Source organism: Streptomyces sp. NPDC059166 (assembly GCF_042755185.1).
In the GTDB taxonomy this organism is placed as follows: domain Bacteria; phylum Actinomycetota; class Actinomycetes; order Streptomycetales; family Streptomycetaceae; genus Streptomyces.
Genome location: NZ_JBHZCI010000006.1, coordinates 86,398 through 101,950 on the forward strand (window position 1 = coordinate 86,398; position 15,553 = coordinate 101,950).

Consider the following 15,553-nt stretch of genomic DNA (forward strand, 5'->3'; position numbering starts at 1 on the left):
TCTTCGTCGTCGGTTCGGCCGGCTTCACTGCGCGCAGTAGCTGTACGGCAGATACGCGCGCTTGCCGTCCTGCGGGGCACCGAGGAACTGCGCGTCCGTCAGTGTCTCGCTCTTGTGCTCGTCGGAGATCGAGAACCCCAGACTCATACCCAGCGACACCTCGAAGCCGAACTCCTGGGCGTCCGTCTCGCCGTGGTACCGCATCGAGCTGGACAGGCCGTCCTGGAACATCAGCTGCTCGAACGGGTCGGTACCGGTCGGCTTCTGCTCCAGGGTGTGGTCGCCGAACATGTACTCGAAGGGCGCGGTGTTGTTGCCGGAGCCGTCGAGCCACTGCTCGGCGACCGCCCGCTTGGCCTCGGTGTCCGGGTCGGTCTCCTTGCCGAACACGATCGAGTTGGTCTGCACCTCGATGCCGGTCTCGCCCGACGAGTCGGTGATGCTGCCCTTGCCGCCCCGCTTGTCGCCGTCCTTCTTGCCGTTGTCGCCGCCGGCCTCGCCCTTGTCGGAGGTCGACGTTCCCTCCAGCGTCTGCGTCATGTCGATCCGGACGATCTTCCCGGTCTTCTGGTCGCGGGTGACGGTGACGGCGCCCGTACGCGTGTCCTTGGCGCCGGACGTGCTGCCCAGCGGGCCCGAGGTGCCGCTGACCTTCCCCTCCAGCTCCAGCTTGGCGGTGTAGGTGTACGACTCGTTGCCGTTGACGTCGTCCTTGGTGATCGTCACCTCGGGGGAGAACTTCGCCTTGCCGCCCAGCTTGGCGCCCAGCTTCGACTCGTCGCCCGCGCTGATCGAGAGCCCGCCGTCGGCGTAGGCGTTGAGGCCGATCGTCGAGTAGGAGATCTTCTTGTCGCCGATCTTCTCCTCGACGTCCTCCTGCTTCTCCGCCCACTTCATCCCGGAGTACCAGCCGCCGCCGTAACCGCCGCTGTGGGTCGTCGAGGTCTCCCACATCTTCATCTCCTCGATGTCGTCCCGCAGCTTCTGTGCCTCCTCCTCGCTCTTGAAGACCCACGTGTCGCCGTTGGTTATCTTGATCCCGCCGCCGACGTCGACATCCGCCTTGCCCAGCTTCCCGAGCTTGACGCCGGGGGTGCTGGCGGTGGCCCCGACGGACGCGGCGTCGGTGAAGGTCATGTAGACGAGCTTGTCGTTCTCGTCGACCTTGCCGTCCTCGTTGACATCGGTGTTGGCCTGGGCGACCTTCTGCTGGAAGCCGTACTCCTCGCCCCACTCGAACCAGGCGATCTTCACCTTGCCCCCGGCGGTGTCGGACACGGTCGACACCTGGCAGAGCTTGGGCTCGTAGTCGGCGTCGGTCTTCGGCGCGGCGTCGTTCCCGTCCCCGCCCGCGCCGCAGCTTCCGCCGCCGCCCCCGGTGAGGGTGGCGACCGCGCAGAGGAGGCGCTCGGTGATCCGGCTCGCGACGCCGGTGAGGGTGAGTGCTCCGACGAGTGCGACGACCAGGACGATGACACCGGTGTACTCCAGGGCCGTGGCGCCCTTGTCCCGCCAGTCGTAGGCGCGGGTGCCGTACGGCACCGGGGGCGGCGCGTCCGTGCCCCGTTCCTCGATGAGCCTGTCCAGGGCAAGGCCGACCGCGGCGCCCGTGACGACGACCACCGCCGGCATCAGGACACTCTCCGCGTCCGCCGCGTCCCAGGTCGTCCAGTAGCCGTACGCGAGTCCGGCGACGGGCACGGTCAGCGTGCCGAGCAGGTAGAGGACTCGGGACCCCCGGTGCCTGGCGGGGAAGGCGCGTGCCGATGCCAGGACCGTCAGCACGGTGACGACGACGTTCGGCAGGTGCAGCAGCGCGAGCCGCCAGCCGAAGAGTTCGAGGCGTTCGTCCGACGCGAGTGTCTCGATCAGCACGCTCGCCAGCAGCATCCCGGAGAGGACGTAGGCGAGCGCACCTGCCGCCAGGCTCCGGCTCAGCGGGAAGAACCATCCTTCGCCGGTACCGCCCCGCCCCCCGGCCGTCCCGGCCCGCCCGCGGCCCGGGACCCCGCCTCCCCAGTCACTGCCACCGCTCACGGGTTCACCCTCTCGCCGGCCCTGATCCTTGTGTGGGGTGAGCGTAGGGAGGGATCGGCGGCGTGACCTGGGCCCGCGGCCCCAAATCCGGGCCCAAGCGCACACGCTCCGTCAGGATTGGCCGTGGTCCGAGCCGGCCGGCGCCCCGCAGCCCGGCCGCTCGCGGGGCGGGACGGCTCGACGCGCGGGCTGCCCCCCTCTCGTGGGACTCTCGCTGCACCGTCCTGCGGGTGTCCGGCTCGGACTGAGCGGATGAGGCGCGGCGCCACCCGAACCTCTCGATCAGGCCGGGAGGCCGCCCTGCCCGGAGTCGTCCTGGCGCGCCCGGCGGCGGGCGTTCAGCACCAGGTGGGCGACCATCCCGCACACCAGCCCCCAGAACGCCGAGCCGATGCCGAAGAGGGTGACTCCGGACGCCGTGGCCAGGAAGGTGATCAGTGCGGCCTCCCGGTCCTTCTCCTCACGTACGGCACCCGTCAGCCCGCCGGACAGCGCACCGAACAGGGCCACACCGCCGATGGACGCGACCAGTTCCGCGGGCAGCCCCGCGAAGAAGGCCACCAGGGTCGAACCGAAGACCCCCACCACCAGGTAGAGGACACCGCACGAGATCCCCGCGACGTATCGCCGCCGTGGATCGCGGTGCGCCTCCGGGCCCGTGCAGATCGCGGCGGTGATGGCCGCCAGGTTCACCGCGTGGGAACCGAACAGTGCGAAGACCGCCGAGGCCAGCCCCGTCGAGCCGACCAGGAGACGGTCGTCGGGCCGGTATCCGGACGCCGTGAGCACACCGATACCGGGGGCGTTCTGGGAGGCGAGCGTCGCCAGGGTGAGCGGGACGGCGATGCCGATCAGCGAGGCCACGGAGAACCCGGGGGCAGTGAACACCGGCTGGGCCAGGCCGACATGGTCGAGCCTGACATGCAGCTTCGAGCTCGCCGCGCTGCACACCAGGCCGGCCACCAGCGCCAGCAGGACGGCGTACCGGGGCAGCCACCGCTTCCCGCACAGATAGGCCAGGAGCACGGAACCGGCGATGAGCGGGGTGTGCTCCAGCGAGGTGAACACATCCGCGCAGAAGGAGAAGAGGACGCCCGCCAGCATGGCGGAGACCACCGGCCCCGGGACGAGGCGCATCAGCCGTCCGAAGATCCCGGTCACCCCGATCAGGGCGATCACCAGACCGGACACCACGAAGGCGCCGATCACCTCGTCGTACGCGTACGAGCCGATGCTGGTGACCAGCAGCGCCGCGCCCGGGGTGGACCAGGCGGTGACGACCGGCATCCTGGTCCGCAGGCTGAGGCCGATACAGGTCAGTCCGCTGCCGATGGATATCGCCCAGATCCACGAGGCGGTCTGCCCGGCGTCCAGGTGTGCCGCGCGGGCGGCGGCGAGCACGATCGCCAGGGGGCCCGAGTAGGAGACGACCACCACGACGAGACCGGCGAGCAGCGCCGACAGCGAGAGGTCGCGTACCAGCCGTGGCCGTGGGGCAGGCCCGTCCGGCGACGCCGGCGCCGAGGTCTCCTGCGCGGTGGGTTCCTCCGCCGTCGGTACCGATGAACCGGCCGTCATCCGCTGTCGCCTTCCTGCGCGCTCCACACCCCGTACGGGCGGTGCGGGGCACTGAAACCCTCGCACGACTCGTCAAAGCGGAACTGCAGAGTCCGCTAACCGAGACGGGCGAGGCCGGGCGAGCGCGGGGGAGACGGGCGCCAGGTTGGGTCCGTGGGCCCAAGACCCGTGCCCCGTACCGAAGTTAGCTTCGAATGCATGACTGGTCCGGGGGATGTGCGTCGTCGGTTACGCCGCTGGTCGCGGGAGAAGGTGCCGCGGACCGGGGTGCGCATGGTCGGGCTGCGGCGGGGCAGCGCGGACAGGGTGCGATCGAGTACGTCGGACTGGTCATGGTCGTCGTCGCGATCATCGGCGCACTGGTGGCCACGGGTATCGGTGCGGAGCTCTCGGAGAAGCTCGGCCGGCAGGTCTGCCGGATCACCGGCGGCGGTGACTGCGGTGGCGGTGGCGGGGACATCCAGGCGCAGGACTCGCCGGGCAAGGGCGACCCGGCCTCCGACGACGGCACACCGAAGTCGCAGGCGCAGATCGACTACGACGCCGCGCTGAAGGAGCTCCAGGACGCCCAGAAGGCCGAGAAGACCAGCTCGGACAAGGCCGTCGAGGCGGCCAAGGAGCTCGCCAGGATCCTCGCCGAGGAACTGGGGATCACCGACGCCCTGGACTGCATCACCAAGGGCGACATGGGCGCCTGCACGGAGACCCTGATCAACGTCCTGCTGAGCCTCATCGGCGGCGCGGTCGGGAAGCTCGCGGCGAAGTACGGCGCGCCGTGGAAGTGGAAGAAGGCCGCCAAGCTCATCAAGGCGCTGAAGAAGCATGGCGGAGACCTCTACGACGGGCTGAAGAGCCTCGTCAAGAACCGCAAGAAGGTCAAGGACGCCGAGAAGAAGCTCGACGACGCGAAGAGGAAGCTCGACGCCGAGAAGAAGGACCCGCCCAAGAAGGACCCGGCGGACGGCAAGCCGCCGACGTGTCCCGCCTCCCACAGCTTCCTGCCGGGAACACGGGTGCTGCTGGCGGACGGCCGGCAGGTCGGGATCGAGAAGGTCGCCGCCGGGACGATGGTGACCGCGACAGATCCCGCGACAGGGCTGTCCGGGTCGCGTGAGGTCGAGCGCCTGATCACGACCCACGAGGACAAGCACTTCACCCGGCTGCTGTTCCGCACGCCGTCAGGTCCCTCGGCTGTCACCGCGACCGATACGCACCCCTTCTGGTCGGTGGACGCGCGGAACTGGCTGGACGCCGGAGAGATCCGCCCCGGGACGAGGCTTCGCACGCCGGACGGCTCCTCCCTGACGGTCGCGGCGGTGGCGCGCTACACCCAGCGGCAGACCACCCACGACCTCACCGTCTCGGGCATCCACACGTACTACGTGCTGGCCGGGCCGGCACCGGTCCTGGTCCACAACACCGGAGGATGCCTTCCCGACCTCCGGACCTGGCAGAGCCAGAGGTTCCAGTTCGGCGACCAGTCCCTCCTGCTGGACAAGAAGGGGATGGAGCACATCCTCACCCGCCACCACCCGAAGTACTGGGACGGGTCGGTGAAGAAGACGCAGTCCTTCTTCGATCCGAAGATGAGCATCCAGGACGTGCAGGACGCCATCGGCCAGGTCATGCGGCAGAACAGGGACAAGCTCGCACAGCGTGGCGGTCAGGGGATGTACCAGATCCGCGGCACGGTCGACGGTGTCGATTACGTGCTCGGTATGAATAGAGGGCGGGTGGGCCAGTTCTACCCGGAGTGACCTCGACCGAAGGGCCTGTGTCGTGATGGAGATCGAGACGTTCCTCAGAGACGAGAGCGGGGAGTTCGTCCGGGTGGAGAGCTGCCGCACCCCGCCGCCGGACTCGGACTACATCGAGGGCGCGATCCGGCTCTCGGTGGGTGGAGTCGAGGTCATCGGTACGGAGGAGTGGGACTACGTCGACCAACTCTGGTGCTACCTGGCCGACATGGTGACGCAGGTGCGGTCCGGGGGCTGTGCGGAGACCTTCTTCCCGGACCAGCCGATCAAGCTGTCCCTTCGGACCACCGGTTCCCGGATCCTGGTGACCGCCAAGATCGGCGAGGAGGTCAGAAGAGCGAGCGGCGCCTCCGCGGAGCTCCTGGAAGCGCTGAAGGCGGCCGGCACCGTCTTCTTCGCGAAGATGTCGGAGCTGGTCCCCCAGAACTCGTATGCCGAGGCGCAACGGGAGCTGGCGGCGTGAGCGAGCCCGCGCCGAGTCCTCCCCCGGTCGGTGGCCGCTCAGGCCGTCGGTCCGGGGAGCCGGCAGAGGCTGGGGCGACGACCCCGTACACGCCCCTGACGGTCCATCGTCCTGAACCCGGGACGATGGCCTCCGCGCCGGCCGAGGTGGTGGGTGTCCGGGCGGGCGATGCCGACGTCTCCGAGGACCCGAACGGGCACCAGGACCGGGTTGGGTCCCTGGGCCCAAGACGCCCGGGCGGCGGGTCAATAGCGTCTGCGCTGCAGTGATCGGCCGGCCCGCCCCGGCGTTCCCCCCACGACGCCGGGCCGGGCCCGTAATCCGGAGGTGAGGGCGCTTGCCCACCGCTGAGCAACTCGCGTTGACCGACGAGGAGACCCGTCTCCTCCAGCACGGACTGATGGAGTGGTGCGGACCGGCCCGCTGCACCGAGGAGTTCGCCGTGGCCATGGGCTTCGAGGGCGCCGAGGATCTGAGCCGTCGCGGCGTGACCATCCACCGCTCCCTGGCGGCCAGGGAGGCACTGGAGCCCATGGACTGGGCGCGGGCGCTCCTCGCGACCGAGGTGGCCTTCGTGAGCGATGTCGTCGGCTCGGGATACGAATGGGCCACCACGACGGGCTGGCCGGACGACCTGACCGTACGGGTGCTGCGCTCCGTCCAGCTGAAGCTGATCCGCACGGTCGCCCCGCTGGTGGGCCGGGAGATCGGCACCCGGCAGGAACCGCACGCCGAGGTCCTGCGCGCCGGAGGAGGGCCGCCCCCGCAGCCGTCCTGGTGACCTCGCGCACACCGGGGCCGCCGCAGGCCCGTAGGGGCGGGCCCGCGCACCGGCAGGAGGCGTGACCGCCCCTCCGGCGGGCCCATAATCGGCCGCATGCCCGAACTGCAGACGCGCCTCCACCCGGCGGTGCCCGAACCCCGTGCCTCCCGGCCCCAGGCCAGGGCGCTCCTCACCGCCGCCGCCCCCGCACTGGCGGCCTACGCGGCGGTCAGGGCCCTCGGGCTCCTCGCCCTCGCGCTGTGGGCGCCGGCCGAGGGGAAGAGCGCGCCGCACCTCCTGGGCGGGCGTTGGGACTCGGTCTGGTACCAGCGGATCGCCGAGCACGGCTACGGCTACACCGCGACCCTGCCCGACGGAGGCGTCCACCCCGACCTCGCCTTCTTCCCGCTGCTCCCCGCACTGGAGCGCGGCCTCGCCACGGTCACACCGCTCACCGTGGAGGGCGCCGGGATCGCGGTCGCCTGGGTGGCCGGCCTGGTCGCCGCCTGGGGGGTCTTCGCCGTGGGCGCGCGCCTGCACGACCGGCGCACCGGGGTGGTCCTGGCCGCGCTGTGGGGCGCGTACCCGACGGGGTTCGTGCAGTCGATGGCGTACACCGAGACCCTGTTCACCGCGTGCGCCGCCTGGTCGCTGTACGCCGTCCTGAAGGGCCGGTGGATCACCGCGGGCGCGCTCTGCGTGCTCGCCGGGCTGACCCGGCCCACCGCTGCCGCCCTCATCGCGGCGCTCGCGGTCACCGCGCTCTCCGTCCTCGTCAGGGAGTGGCGGGCCGGCCGCCGCGACGGCCTGCTGCGACGGAACATCCGGATGCTGCTGGGGGTCTGCCTGGCCCCGCTCGGCTGGCTCGGGTACGTCGTCTTCGTCGCCGTGCGGCAGGGGAGCCCGTTCGCGTACTTCGACGTCCAGGCCCGGTGGGGCAACAGCATCGACGGAGGCCGCGCCCTCGCCGCGTTCATCGCGGGGCTGCCACTGCCCGCCGCGCTCGGACTCTGCGCCGCGCTCGGGCTGCTGGGATGGCTGGTGGTGCTGTGCGTGCGGCAGCGCCAGCCGCTGCCGCTGCTGGTGTACGGCATCGCCGTGGTCGTCGTCTCGCTCATCGGCTCCGGCTACTTCGGCTCCCGGCCGCGCCTCATGATGCCCGCGTTCCCGCTGCTCCTGCCCCCTGCGGTCGCCCTGGCCGGGCTGCGTACGACGGCGCGCACCGCCGCCGTGGTCACCGTGGCCGCCCTCGCCTCCGCCGTCTACGGGGCCTGGACCCTCCTGGGATCCGGACCGCCCTGACCCAGGGCTGCCCCGACAGCCCTTTGGGCCCACGGGCCCACGCGCCGTCGGCGGACCGGTTGTTAGCGTGCTGGTCCGGCGTGCGGCGGTCAGGAGCGGTGAGCGATGAGGGTACGGAGCACGGTGGTGGCGGCGAGCGCCCTCGCCCTCTGCCTGGCGGCGTCCGGCTGCGGGCCGGACGACGTCGAGGGCAAGGGGCCGGAGCGGAAGGCCACCGCCCCGGCGACACCCGACCGCGAGCCCCCGGCCGCGACCACCCCGGCCCCCGCTCCCGCCGGCGACGGCAGGACCCTCACCGAATCAGAGCTCGCCGAGGTCGCCCTCACCACGGGCGAGGTCCCCGGCTTCGACATCGCACCGCTCCAGGGCACCGACGAACGCGGCACCGAGAAGCCCGAGGACGAGGCATGCCGGCCGATCACCACCGTCATCAACGGCTCGCCCGAACCCACTCCGGCCGCGACCGTCTTCCGCACGGCCATGGACACCCGTGAGGAAGGCAGGGACGACCAGACCGTCGTCACCGAGATCCTCACCTCCCACCGGGCGGGCGAGGCCGAGGAACTGATGCGTTCGGTCCGGGACGCCGTGCGGGCCTGCGCCGGAGGGTTCCGCACGACCGGCGACGACGGGCCGTCGACCTACACCGAGGTCAGAGCGCTTCCCGCCCCCGGAGCGGGCCAGGAATCCCTGGCGTACCAGGTGACCGGCAGTCTGGAAGGAGCGCCCGTTCCGCTCGTCTTCCACCTCGTACGGACCGGGTCGACGGTCGTCACCTTCTACGCCGCCGACTACCTGACCGGGAAGACTCCTGAGGTCCCGGCCGCCCTCGTCACCGCGCAGGCGGCGAAGCTTCCGTAGCCGGAGCGGACTCGACCAGCACCCGGGTCCCCGGACGCAGCCCCCACCGCTCCATCTCCCCGGCCTCCGCCTCCACCACATGGCGGGCGCGGAGCCTGGGCAGGCCGAGCCGGCCCGGCTTCATCGTGCGGACCGCCAGCACCCTGAAGTCCTTGTCCAGGTACGCCACATCGATGGTGAACCGCATCCGGAAGGTGTGCACGCTCCCGCACGGCGTGATCAGCAGCGCCCCGTCGACGCCGTCCACGCCCAGCAGCCCCCTGGCCCGCGCCCGGTAGGAGGCCGCAATCCGCAGCGGCACCGCGCGTCCCCCGGCGTCCGCCCCGACCGTCAGTGTCCCGCTGCCGTTGCGCCATTTCCCCATGGGCACCGACCGTAGCCCCCACGCCTGCGGACGGGTAGTGAAAGTTCGGCCCCATGGGCCCCAGGGCCCAAGACCCCGCGGTACGCACCGGATTAGGGTCGGCGCGTGGACGTCACACTGACTGCGGTCGCCGTGCTCTGGGGCGCCGCCACCGGACTGCTGCTCCCACGCGCCGCGTACCGCTTCTCCGTCGAACCGGAGGAACCCTGGAGGGACGCCTGCCCGGACGGGCACGCCCTGAAGGGACCGGCCGGCGGCTGGCTCGGCTCCACCAGATGCCGGACGTGCGCCGTCGCGGTCCCGGCCGTCACGCCGGGCACCGCGACGACACCGGAGCGGAGCACGCGCCGACAGGGCCGTTACGCGCCCGCCCTCGCGCTCCCGGTGGTCACCGCGCTGTCGTGCGCCGCCCTGGCGGCCACCACCGGTACCAGGCCCGAAGCGGCCGCCTGGCTGCTGCTCGCTCCCGTCGCCGTCCTCCTCGCCGCCATCGACCGCAGGGTCCACCGGCTCCCCGACACCCTGACGCTCCCCCTCGCCGGAGCCACCGCGCTGCTCCTCGGGGCGGCCGCACTGCTCCCCGAGCACGGCGGGTCCTGGACCTCGGCGCTCCTCGGCGGGGTGGCCCTCGGCGGCTTCTACTTCCTCCTCTTCCTGATCAACCCGAACGGCATGGGCTTCGGAGACGTGAAGCTCGCCCTCGCCCTGGGCGTGGCACTCGGCTGGTACGGGTGGGAGATGCTCTTCGCAGGCGGATTCGCCGGGTTCCTCCTCGGCGCGCTCTACGGGGCGGGACTGATGCTGATGCGCCGTGCCGGACGCAGGACCGGCATCCCGTTCGGCCCGTTCATGGTCGCCGGAACCTTCGTAGGTCTGCTGTTCGGAGGCCTGGCGGCATGACCCTCACCTGCCGCACTGACATGCGGATAACAGGTCGCGCGGCTCCACCGGCGGCTGCGACCCTTTCCCCATGAACAGCTCTCCCGCCCCCCTCGACCCCGCCGCCTCCGACGCGCGCTTCGAGTCTCTCGTCGCCGAGGCCGACGCCGTCTCCGTCGCGGGATGGGACTTCTCGTGGCTCGACGGGCGGGCCACCGAGGAGCGCCCGTCCTGGGGGTACGCGCGCGCCATGGCGGACCGGCTCTCACAGGCCGGGGCCGCCCTCGACATCCAGACCGGGGGAGGGGAGGTGCTCGCGTCCGCCCCCGTGTTCGCCCCGGTCACCGTGGCCACGGAGTCCTGGCCGCCGAACATCGCCGCCGCCACCGCGCTGCTCCACCCGAGGGGCGCCGTGGTGGTCGCGGACCCGGACGAGCCGCCCCTGCCCTTCGCGGACGGCGCCTTCGACCTGGTCGTCAGCCGCCACCCGGTGGTGGCCTGGTGGGACGAGATCGCCCGAGTCCTGGCGCCCGGGGGCACGTACTTCTCCCAGCAGGTCGGCCCGGCGAGCGTGTTCGAGCTGGTCGAGTACTTCCTCGGCCCCCGGACGGCCGAGGAACGCGGCGCCCGGGACCCGGAGCGTGCCCGCGCCGACGCGGAGGCCGCCGGACTCGAGGTGACCGACCTGCGCTCCGAGCGGCTGCGCACCGAGTTCCTCGACATCGGTGCCGTCGTCTACTTCCTGCGCAAGGTCATCTGGATGGTGCCGGGGTTCACCGTCGACGCCTACCTGCCCCGGCTGCGCTCCCTCCACAGGCAGATCGAGGCCGAGGGTCCGTTCGTGGCGCACAGCGCGCGCTTCCTGATCGAGGCCCGCAAGCCGGATGCTCCGCGGGCGGGGAAGAGCTGACCTCCTGTCACCACCCCTGAGTGAAACGGCAGTACCTGCTCCTCCGTCCTACCCACGAGTAGTGCGACCCTGGTGGCCGAGCGCACAACGAAGGAGCAGGTCATGCCGTTGGGAAGGGAACTGCCCGGCGAGGAGCTCAGCCCGCCGGCCGGCCGGCCGCGCCACGGAAGGGCCGACTGGCTCACGGGGGCTCGGATCACCGCCGTGCACGGCCTGTTCTACCGGCCCGAGGGCCGCGCGGGGGAGCCGGAAGCGGTCGAGTTCGTGCTCGAGAGCGGGGAGTCGGTCCTGCTGACCTGCGCCTCCGACCGGACCCTGCGCATCAGCTCGGGCGTGTGGCCCGGACTCCCCGACTGGTGTGTGCCCTCGGGGCAGTGGCGGTTCGAACCGCTGGGCACGCTGCCCCCGCCCCCGTACGGAGGCGCCTGGACGGTGACCGGCACCCAGGAGCGCCGCGACGGCAACGAGGAGGTGCTGGAGGCCGTGATCCGCTGCGAGAACGGCGACTTCGTGGTCGCCGGCGGCGACACCGTGTCGATCCGCTTCGTACCCCGCTGACGCCCCGGGGTCCGGTCGGCCCGCAGGTCCTGCGGGCGCCTCTCCGGCCGTGCCCGCAACGCAGTCCACCGAATCCGGAGAGTGATTGTTCCGTGGCGTGGCACGCAGCATCACTTACGAAGGGTTATGGTGGAAACCCCCCCTCGGGCCGGTCCGTAACCCCCCCCACGGACCGGCCCGTTTTCTGTGCCCACCTCGCGCCGGCCGTGTGCGGGACCCGTGGAGGCGCCCCGGGGGAGCGGTGCGGGGGCGGTCCGCGTCAGCCCCGGTTAGCCCAGATGTTGGTGCTCGCGGTGTCCACGGCGAAGGTGTCGATCTCCTTCAGTTCGTCGGCCCCGAGCGCGGGTGCCCCGAGGGCGGCCACGTTCTCCTCCAGCTGCCGCACGCTCGACGCGCCGATGAGGGCCGAGGTCATGCGGCTGTCGCGCAGCACCCATGTGAGCGCCAGCTGCGCCAGGGACTGCCCGCGACCGCGCGCGATGTCGTTCAGCCCGTTCAGGCGACGCACCATCTCCTCGTCCAGCAGCCCCGGATCCAGGGACTTGCCCTGACTGGCCCGCGAACCCTCGGGGATGCCCGTCAGATACTTCCCGGTGAGCAGCCCCTGGGCGAGCGGCGCGAAGGAGATGCAGCCCATACCGGCCGCCTCCAGCGTGTCGAGCAGCCCGTCCGACTCGATCCAGCGGTTGACCATCGAGTACGACGGCTGGTGGATCAGGGCGGGCACGCCCATCTCCTTCAGGATCCGCGCGGCCTCCGCGGTCCGGGCCGCGCTGTAGGACGACACGCCCGCGTACAGGGCCTTGCCCTGGGCGACGGCGGAGGCGAGCGCCCCCATCGTCTCCTCCAGCGGGGTGTGGGGGTCGAAGCGGTGGGAGTAGAAGATGTCGACGTACTCCAGGCCCATCCGCCCCAGCGAGGCGTCGAGCGAGGACAGCAGGTACTTCCGCGACCCCCACTCCCCGTAGGGGCCCGGGTGCATCAGGTAACCGGCCTTGGTGGAGATCACCAGCTCGTCCCTGTACGGGGCGAAGTCCTGCCGGAGCAGCTTGCCGAAGTTCAGCTCGGCGGAGCCGGGCGGCGGACCGTAGTTGTTCGCGAGGTCGAAGTGGGTCACGCCCAGATCGAAGGCGCGGCGCAGGATCGCCCGCTGCGAGGCGAGGGCGCGGTCGTCGCCGAAGTTGTGCCAGAGGCCCAGCGAGACGGCCGGGAGCTTGAGTCCGCTGCGGCCGGTTCGCCGGTATTCCATCGAGTCGTAGCGTGTGCTGTCGGGGAGGTAGGTAAGGGAATCAGTCACGTTTCACTCCTTATCACGGAGTTGTGACAGACCGGGTTGGGCCCTCGTGACCCGTCCGCAGTAATGTGGCGGCTTCGGGACATGCCGGTTCCGCGGCGCGTGAGCGCGGTGCGCGGACCGCGCGGCGATCCTCCCGGGGGGCGGCCCCGGACCCCCGGCGAGGGGGAGAGCGGGCCCGGGCCCGTACGGAACCGAGAGGATGAACTCAGTGAACTTGCGCGACCTGGTGTACGGGCTCTACGCACGCCGGGTGGAAGGCCGCCTGGACCACGACCAGGTGCCCAAGCACATCGGAGTCATCCTCGACGGGAACCGCCGGTGGGCGAAGGCGTCCGGCGGCTCGGCCGTGCAGGGACACCAGGCCGGGGCGGACAAGATCTCCGAGCTGCTCGGCTGGTGCAGCGAGACCGATGTGGAGGTCGTCACCCTCTGGCTGCTGTCGACCGACAACTTCGACCGGCCCGAGGCCGAGCTCGTCCCGCTGCTGCGCATCATCGAGAACACCGTGCGGCAGCTGGCGTCCGACGGCCGGTGGCGCGTCCACCACGTCGGCACCCTCGACCTGCTCCCGGCGCGGACCCAGACCGTCCTCAAGGAGGCCGAGGAGGCCACCGCCGGGGTCGAGGGGATAATCGTCAACGTCGCCGTCGGCTACGGCGGGCGCCAGGAGATCGCGGACGCGGTCCGCTCCCTCCTGCTGGAGCACTCCTCCCGCGGCACCACCTTCGAGGAGCTCGCCGAGGTCGTCTCCACGGACCTGATCGCCGAGCACCTCTACACCCGGGGACAGCCCGACCCGGACCTCGTCATCCGCACGAGCGGGGAACAGCGGCTGTCGGGCTTCATGCTCTGGCAGAGCGCCCATTCGGAGTACTACTTCTGCGAGGTCTTCTGGCCGGCCTTCCGCAAGGTCGACTTCCTGCGCGCCCTGCGCGACTACGCGGCCCGGCACCGCCGCTACGGGGCCTGACACCGGCGCCACGAGGCGCGGTGGGCCCCGCCCCTCCGGGACACCACACGGATCGGGTCCGGGCGCACCTTCTCGCAGGCCGGGGCATGGCTTGGTGTGTTCGAGGGAATACAGCTCTCAGGTCGATGTCCGGTCAGTAACCGGGCGGACATCGCATCCAAGTGAGCGGCACCCAGGCCGCTCGCCCGGGAGGCCCTTTGCACACGAAGGACCGCACACCGTGCGGCCGACGCGGAGGGCCGGCGTCCGGCCCGCGCACAGGGTCCGACACCGGTCCGTCCTCTCCCTTCGGGAAGTTCCGCGACCTCCGTCGCACTCCCCGACCTCGTCCGAGGGGGTACGTCCTTCCGTGGTGACCAGCATCAAGCGCCGCATGCCCGACAGGCGCACCTATGTTCTCGACACCAGCGTCCTGCTGGCCGACCCCAACGCCATGACCCGGTTCGACGAGCACGAAGTCGTCCTCCCGATCGTCGTGGTCACGGAGCTGGAGGCCAAGAGGCACCACCCCGAGCTCGGGTACTTCGCCCGTCAGGCACTGCGCCTGCTGGACGACTTCCGGGTCCGGTACGGCCGGCTGGACGCCCCGATCCCGCTCGGGGACCTGGGCGGGTCGCTCCGTGTCGAACTCAACCATTCCGACCCCGGTGTCCTGCCCGCCGGCTACAGGTTGGGGGACAACGACTCACGGATCCTCGCGGTCGCGCGCAATCTGCAGGCCGAGGGGTACGACGTCACCGTCGTCTCCAAGGACCTGCCGCTCCGGATCAAGGCCTCCTCGGTCGGTCTCCTCGCCGAGGAGTACCGCGCCGAGCTGGCCATCACCGACTCCGGGTGGACGGGGATGGCGGAGCTCTCCCTCGCCGCGGACCAGGTCGACCTGCTGTTCGGGGAGGAGAGCCTCTACATCCCGGAGGCGGCCGACCTCCCGGTGCACACCGGGCTGGTCCTCCAGTCCGAGCGCGGCAAGGCGCTGGGCCGGGTCACCGCCGACGGCAACGTCCGCCTGGTGCGGGGCGACCGGGAGGCCTTCGGCATCCACGGCCGCAGCGCCGAGCAGCGCATCGCGCTCGACCTGCTCCTCGACCCGGACGTCGGCATCGTGTCCATGGGAGGCCGGGCCGGTACCGGCAAGTCCGCGCTGGCGCTCTGCGCGGGCCTGGAAGCGGTGCTGGAGCGCCGGCAGCACAAGAAGGTGATGGTCTTCCGGCCGCTGTACGCGGTCGGCGGGCAGGAGCTCGGCTATCTCCCCGGCAGCGAGGCCGAGAAGATGAGCCCCTGGGCGCAGGCCGTGTTCGACACCCTGTCGGCGGTCGCCGGGCGCGAGGTCATCGAGGAGGTGCTCGGGCGCGGGATGCTGGAGGTCCTGCCGCTCACCCACATCCGGGGCCGGTCGCTCCACGACGCGTTCGTCATCGTGGACGAGGCGCAGTCCCTGGAGCGGAACGTCCTGCTGACCGTGTTGTCCCGGATCGGGGCGAATTCGCGGGTGGTGCTCACCCACGACGTGGCGCAGCGCGACAACCTCAGGGTCGGCCGGTACGACGGAGTCGTCGCCGTGGTCGAGAAGCTGAAGGGGCATCCGCTCTTCGCGCACGTCACGCTCACCCGCTCGGAGCGCTCGCAGATCGCCGCCCTGGTGACCGAAATGCTGGAGGACGGCCACATCTGACCAGGAACGCCCGATAGATGCCGCCCGGCGAGCCAAGGAGCTTAGCCGGGCGGCATTGTGCTGCGCCGTCATTTCCGAAAAAGTTGTGCGCCAAACGGGGTGTGACCTTTCACACGCAGCACAGAATTGCAACGCCCCGTGT

14 protein-coding genes are annotated in these 15,553 nt (G+C 71.3%); 10 read left to right on the forward strand and 4 right to left on the reverse strand.

Features of this window, described 5'->3' with window-relative positions; genetic code table 11:
* Positions 1–24: 24 nt before the first annotated feature.
* Together ACFXOA_RS06625 and ACFXOA_RS06630 are read right to left on the reverse strand one after the other, a co-directional pair.
* Entirely contained in the window at positions 25–2,037 is a 2,013-nt protein-coding gene (locus ACFXOA_RS06625; protein ID WP_385023296.1) for a hypothetical protein, read from the reverse strand.
* Positions 2,038–2,319: 282 nt separating this feature from the next.
* The gene (locus ACFXOA_RS06630) at positions 2,320–3,615 is read right to left on the reverse strand and encodes a benzoate/H(+) symporter BenE family transporter (RefSeq protein WP_385023298.1); all 1,296 of its coding nucleotides are present in this window, start codon (positions 3,613–3,615) and stop codon (positions 2,320–2,322) included.
* Between the two features lie 332 nt (positions 3,616–3,947).
* Here ACFXOA_RS06630 and ACFXOA_RS06635 point away from each other — a divergent pair, with 332 nt between their 5' ends.
* The 5 genes from ACFXOA_RS06635 (at position 3,948) to ACFXOA_RS06655 (ending at position 8,761) form a co-directional block, all read left to right on the forward strand.
* Positions 3,948–5,372, forward strand: a complete 1,425-nt coding sequence (locus tag ACFXOA_RS06635; RefSeq protein WP_385023300.1) for a polymorphic toxin-type HINT domain-containing protein — start codon at positions 3,948–3,950, stop codon at positions 5,370–5,372.
* A 25-nt stretch (positions 5,373–5,397) separates the two neighbouring features.
* Positions 5,398–5,835, forward strand: coding sequence for a hypothetical protein (locus tag ACFXOA_RS06640; RefSeq protein ID WP_385023302.1), 438 nt, complete (start codon positions 5,398–5,400; stop codon positions 5,833–5,835).
* A gap of 337 nt (positions 5,836–6,172) precedes the next feature.
* Complete coding sequence (locus tag ACFXOA_RS06645; RefSeq protein WP_385023304.1) at positions 6,173–6,616, forward strand: hypothetical protein; 444 nt, start codon at positions 6,173–6,175, stop codon at positions 6,614–6,616.
* 96 nt (positions 6,617–6,712) lie between these two features.
* Positions 6,713–7,900, forward strand: a complete 1,188-nt coding sequence (locus tag ACFXOA_RS06650; RefSeq protein WP_385023306.1) for a hypothetical protein — start codon at positions 6,713–6,715, stop codon at positions 7,898–7,900.
* 105 nt (positions 7,901–8,005) lie between these two features.
* Positions 8,006–8,761: a hypothetical protein gene (locus ACFXOA_RS06655; RefSeq protein WP_385023308.1), complete on the forward strand. Its 756-nt coding sequence runs from the start codon at positions 8,006–8,008 to the stop codon at positions 8,759–8,761.
* On the opposite strand, the gene ACFXOA_RS06660 is transcribed toward ACFXOA_RS06655, so the two are convergent.
* The gene (locus ACFXOA_RS06660; protein WP_385023310.1) at positions 8,733–9,125 is read right to left on the reverse strand and encodes a DUF192 domain-containing protein; all 393 of its coding nucleotides are present in this window, start codon (positions 9,123–9,125) and stop codon (positions 8,733–8,735) included. The two genes, ACFXOA_RS06655 and ACFXOA_RS06660, sit on opposite strands and share 29 nt — an antisense overlap.
* Before the next feature lie 105 nt (positions 9,126–9,230).
* On the opposite strand from ACFXOA_RS06660, the gene ACFXOA_RS06665 reads away from it, so the two are divergent.
* The 3 genes from ACFXOA_RS06665 to ACFXOA_RS06675 all read left to right on the forward strand — a co-directional run bounded on the left by ACFXOA_RS06665 (position 9,231) and on the right by ACFXOA_RS06675 (position 11,472).
* On the forward strand, positions 9,231–10,025 hold the full coding sequence (locus tag ACFXOA_RS06665; protein WP_385023312.1) for a prepilin peptidase: 795 nt from the start codon (positions 9,231–9,233) through the stop codon (positions 10,023–10,025).
* A gap of 70 nt (positions 10,026–10,095) precedes the next feature.
* Positions 10,096–10,914, forward strand: coding sequence for a class I SAM-dependent methyltransferase (locus tag ACFXOA_RS06670; protein WP_385023314.1), 819 nt, complete (start codon positions 10,096–10,098; stop codon positions 10,912–10,914).
* A gap of 102 nt (positions 10,915–11,016) precedes the next feature.
* The gene (locus ACFXOA_RS06675; RefSeq protein WP_385023316.1) at positions 11,017–11,472 is read left to right on the forward strand and encodes a hypothetical protein; all 456 of its coding nucleotides are present in this window, start codon (positions 11,017–11,019) and stop codon (positions 11,470–11,472) included.
* Between the two features lie 259 nt (positions 11,473–11,731).
* On the opposite strand, the gene mgrA is transcribed toward ACFXOA_RS06675, so the two are convergent.
* Positions 11,732–12,769, reverse strand: a complete 1,038-nt coding sequence (gene mgrA, locus ACFXOA_RS06680) for an L-glyceraldehyde 3-phosphate reductase (RefSeq protein ID WP_385023318.1) — start codon at positions 12,767–12,769, stop codon at positions 11,732–11,734.
* 208 nt (positions 12,770–12,977) lie between these two features.
* Between mgrA and ACFXOA_RS06685 the strand changes: the two genes are divergently transcribed.
* The gene (locus ACFXOA_RS06685) at positions 12,978–13,739 is read left to right on the forward strand and encodes an isoprenyl transferase (protein ID WP_385023518.1); all 762 of its coding nucleotides are present in this window, start codon (positions 12,978–12,980) and stop codon (positions 13,737–13,739) included.
* A 349-nt stretch (positions 13,740–14,088) separates the two neighbouring features.
* On the forward strand, positions 14,089–15,411 hold the full coding sequence (locus ACFXOA_RS06690) for a PhoH family protein (RefSeq protein ID WP_385023320.1): 1,323 nt from the start codon (positions 14,089–14,091) through the stop codon (positions 15,409–15,411).
* The last annotated feature ends 142 nt before the right edge of the window (positions 15,412–15,553 follow it).

Coding starts and splice junctions, on each gene's coding strand:
- ACFXOA_RS06635 (WP_385023300.1), top strand. CDS start 3,948: ATGGTCGTCGTCGCGATCATCGGCGCACTGGTGGCCACGGGTATCGGT.
- ACFXOA_RS06640 (WP_385023302.1), top strand. CDS start 5,398: ATGGAGATCGAGACGTTCCTCAGAGACGAGAGCGGGGAGTTCGTCCGG.
- ACFXOA_RS06655 (WP_385023308.1), top strand. CDS start 8,006: ATGAGGGTACGGAGCACGGTGGTGGCGGCGAGCGCCCTCGCCCTCTGC.
- ACFXOA_RS06630 (WP_385023298.1), bottom strand. CDS start 3,615: ATGACGGCCGGTTCATCGGTACCGACGGCGGAGGAACCCACCGCGCAG.
- ACFXOA_RS06660 (WP_385023310.1), bottom strand. CDS start 9,125: ATGGGGAAATGGCGCAACGGCAGCGGGACACTGACGGTCGGGGCGGAC.
- ACFXOA_RS06675 (WP_385023316.1), top strand. CDS start 11,017: ATGCCGTTGGGAAGGGAACTGCCCGGCGAGGAGCTCAGCCCGCCGGCC.
- ACFXOA_RS06650 (WP_385023306.1), top strand. CDS start 6,713: ATGCCCGAACTGCAGACGCGCCTCCACCCGGCGGTGCCCGAACCCCGT.
- ACFXOA_RS06670 (WP_385023314.1), top strand. CDS start 10,096: ATGAACAGCTCTCCCGCCCCCCTCGACCCCGCCGCCTCCGACGCGCGC.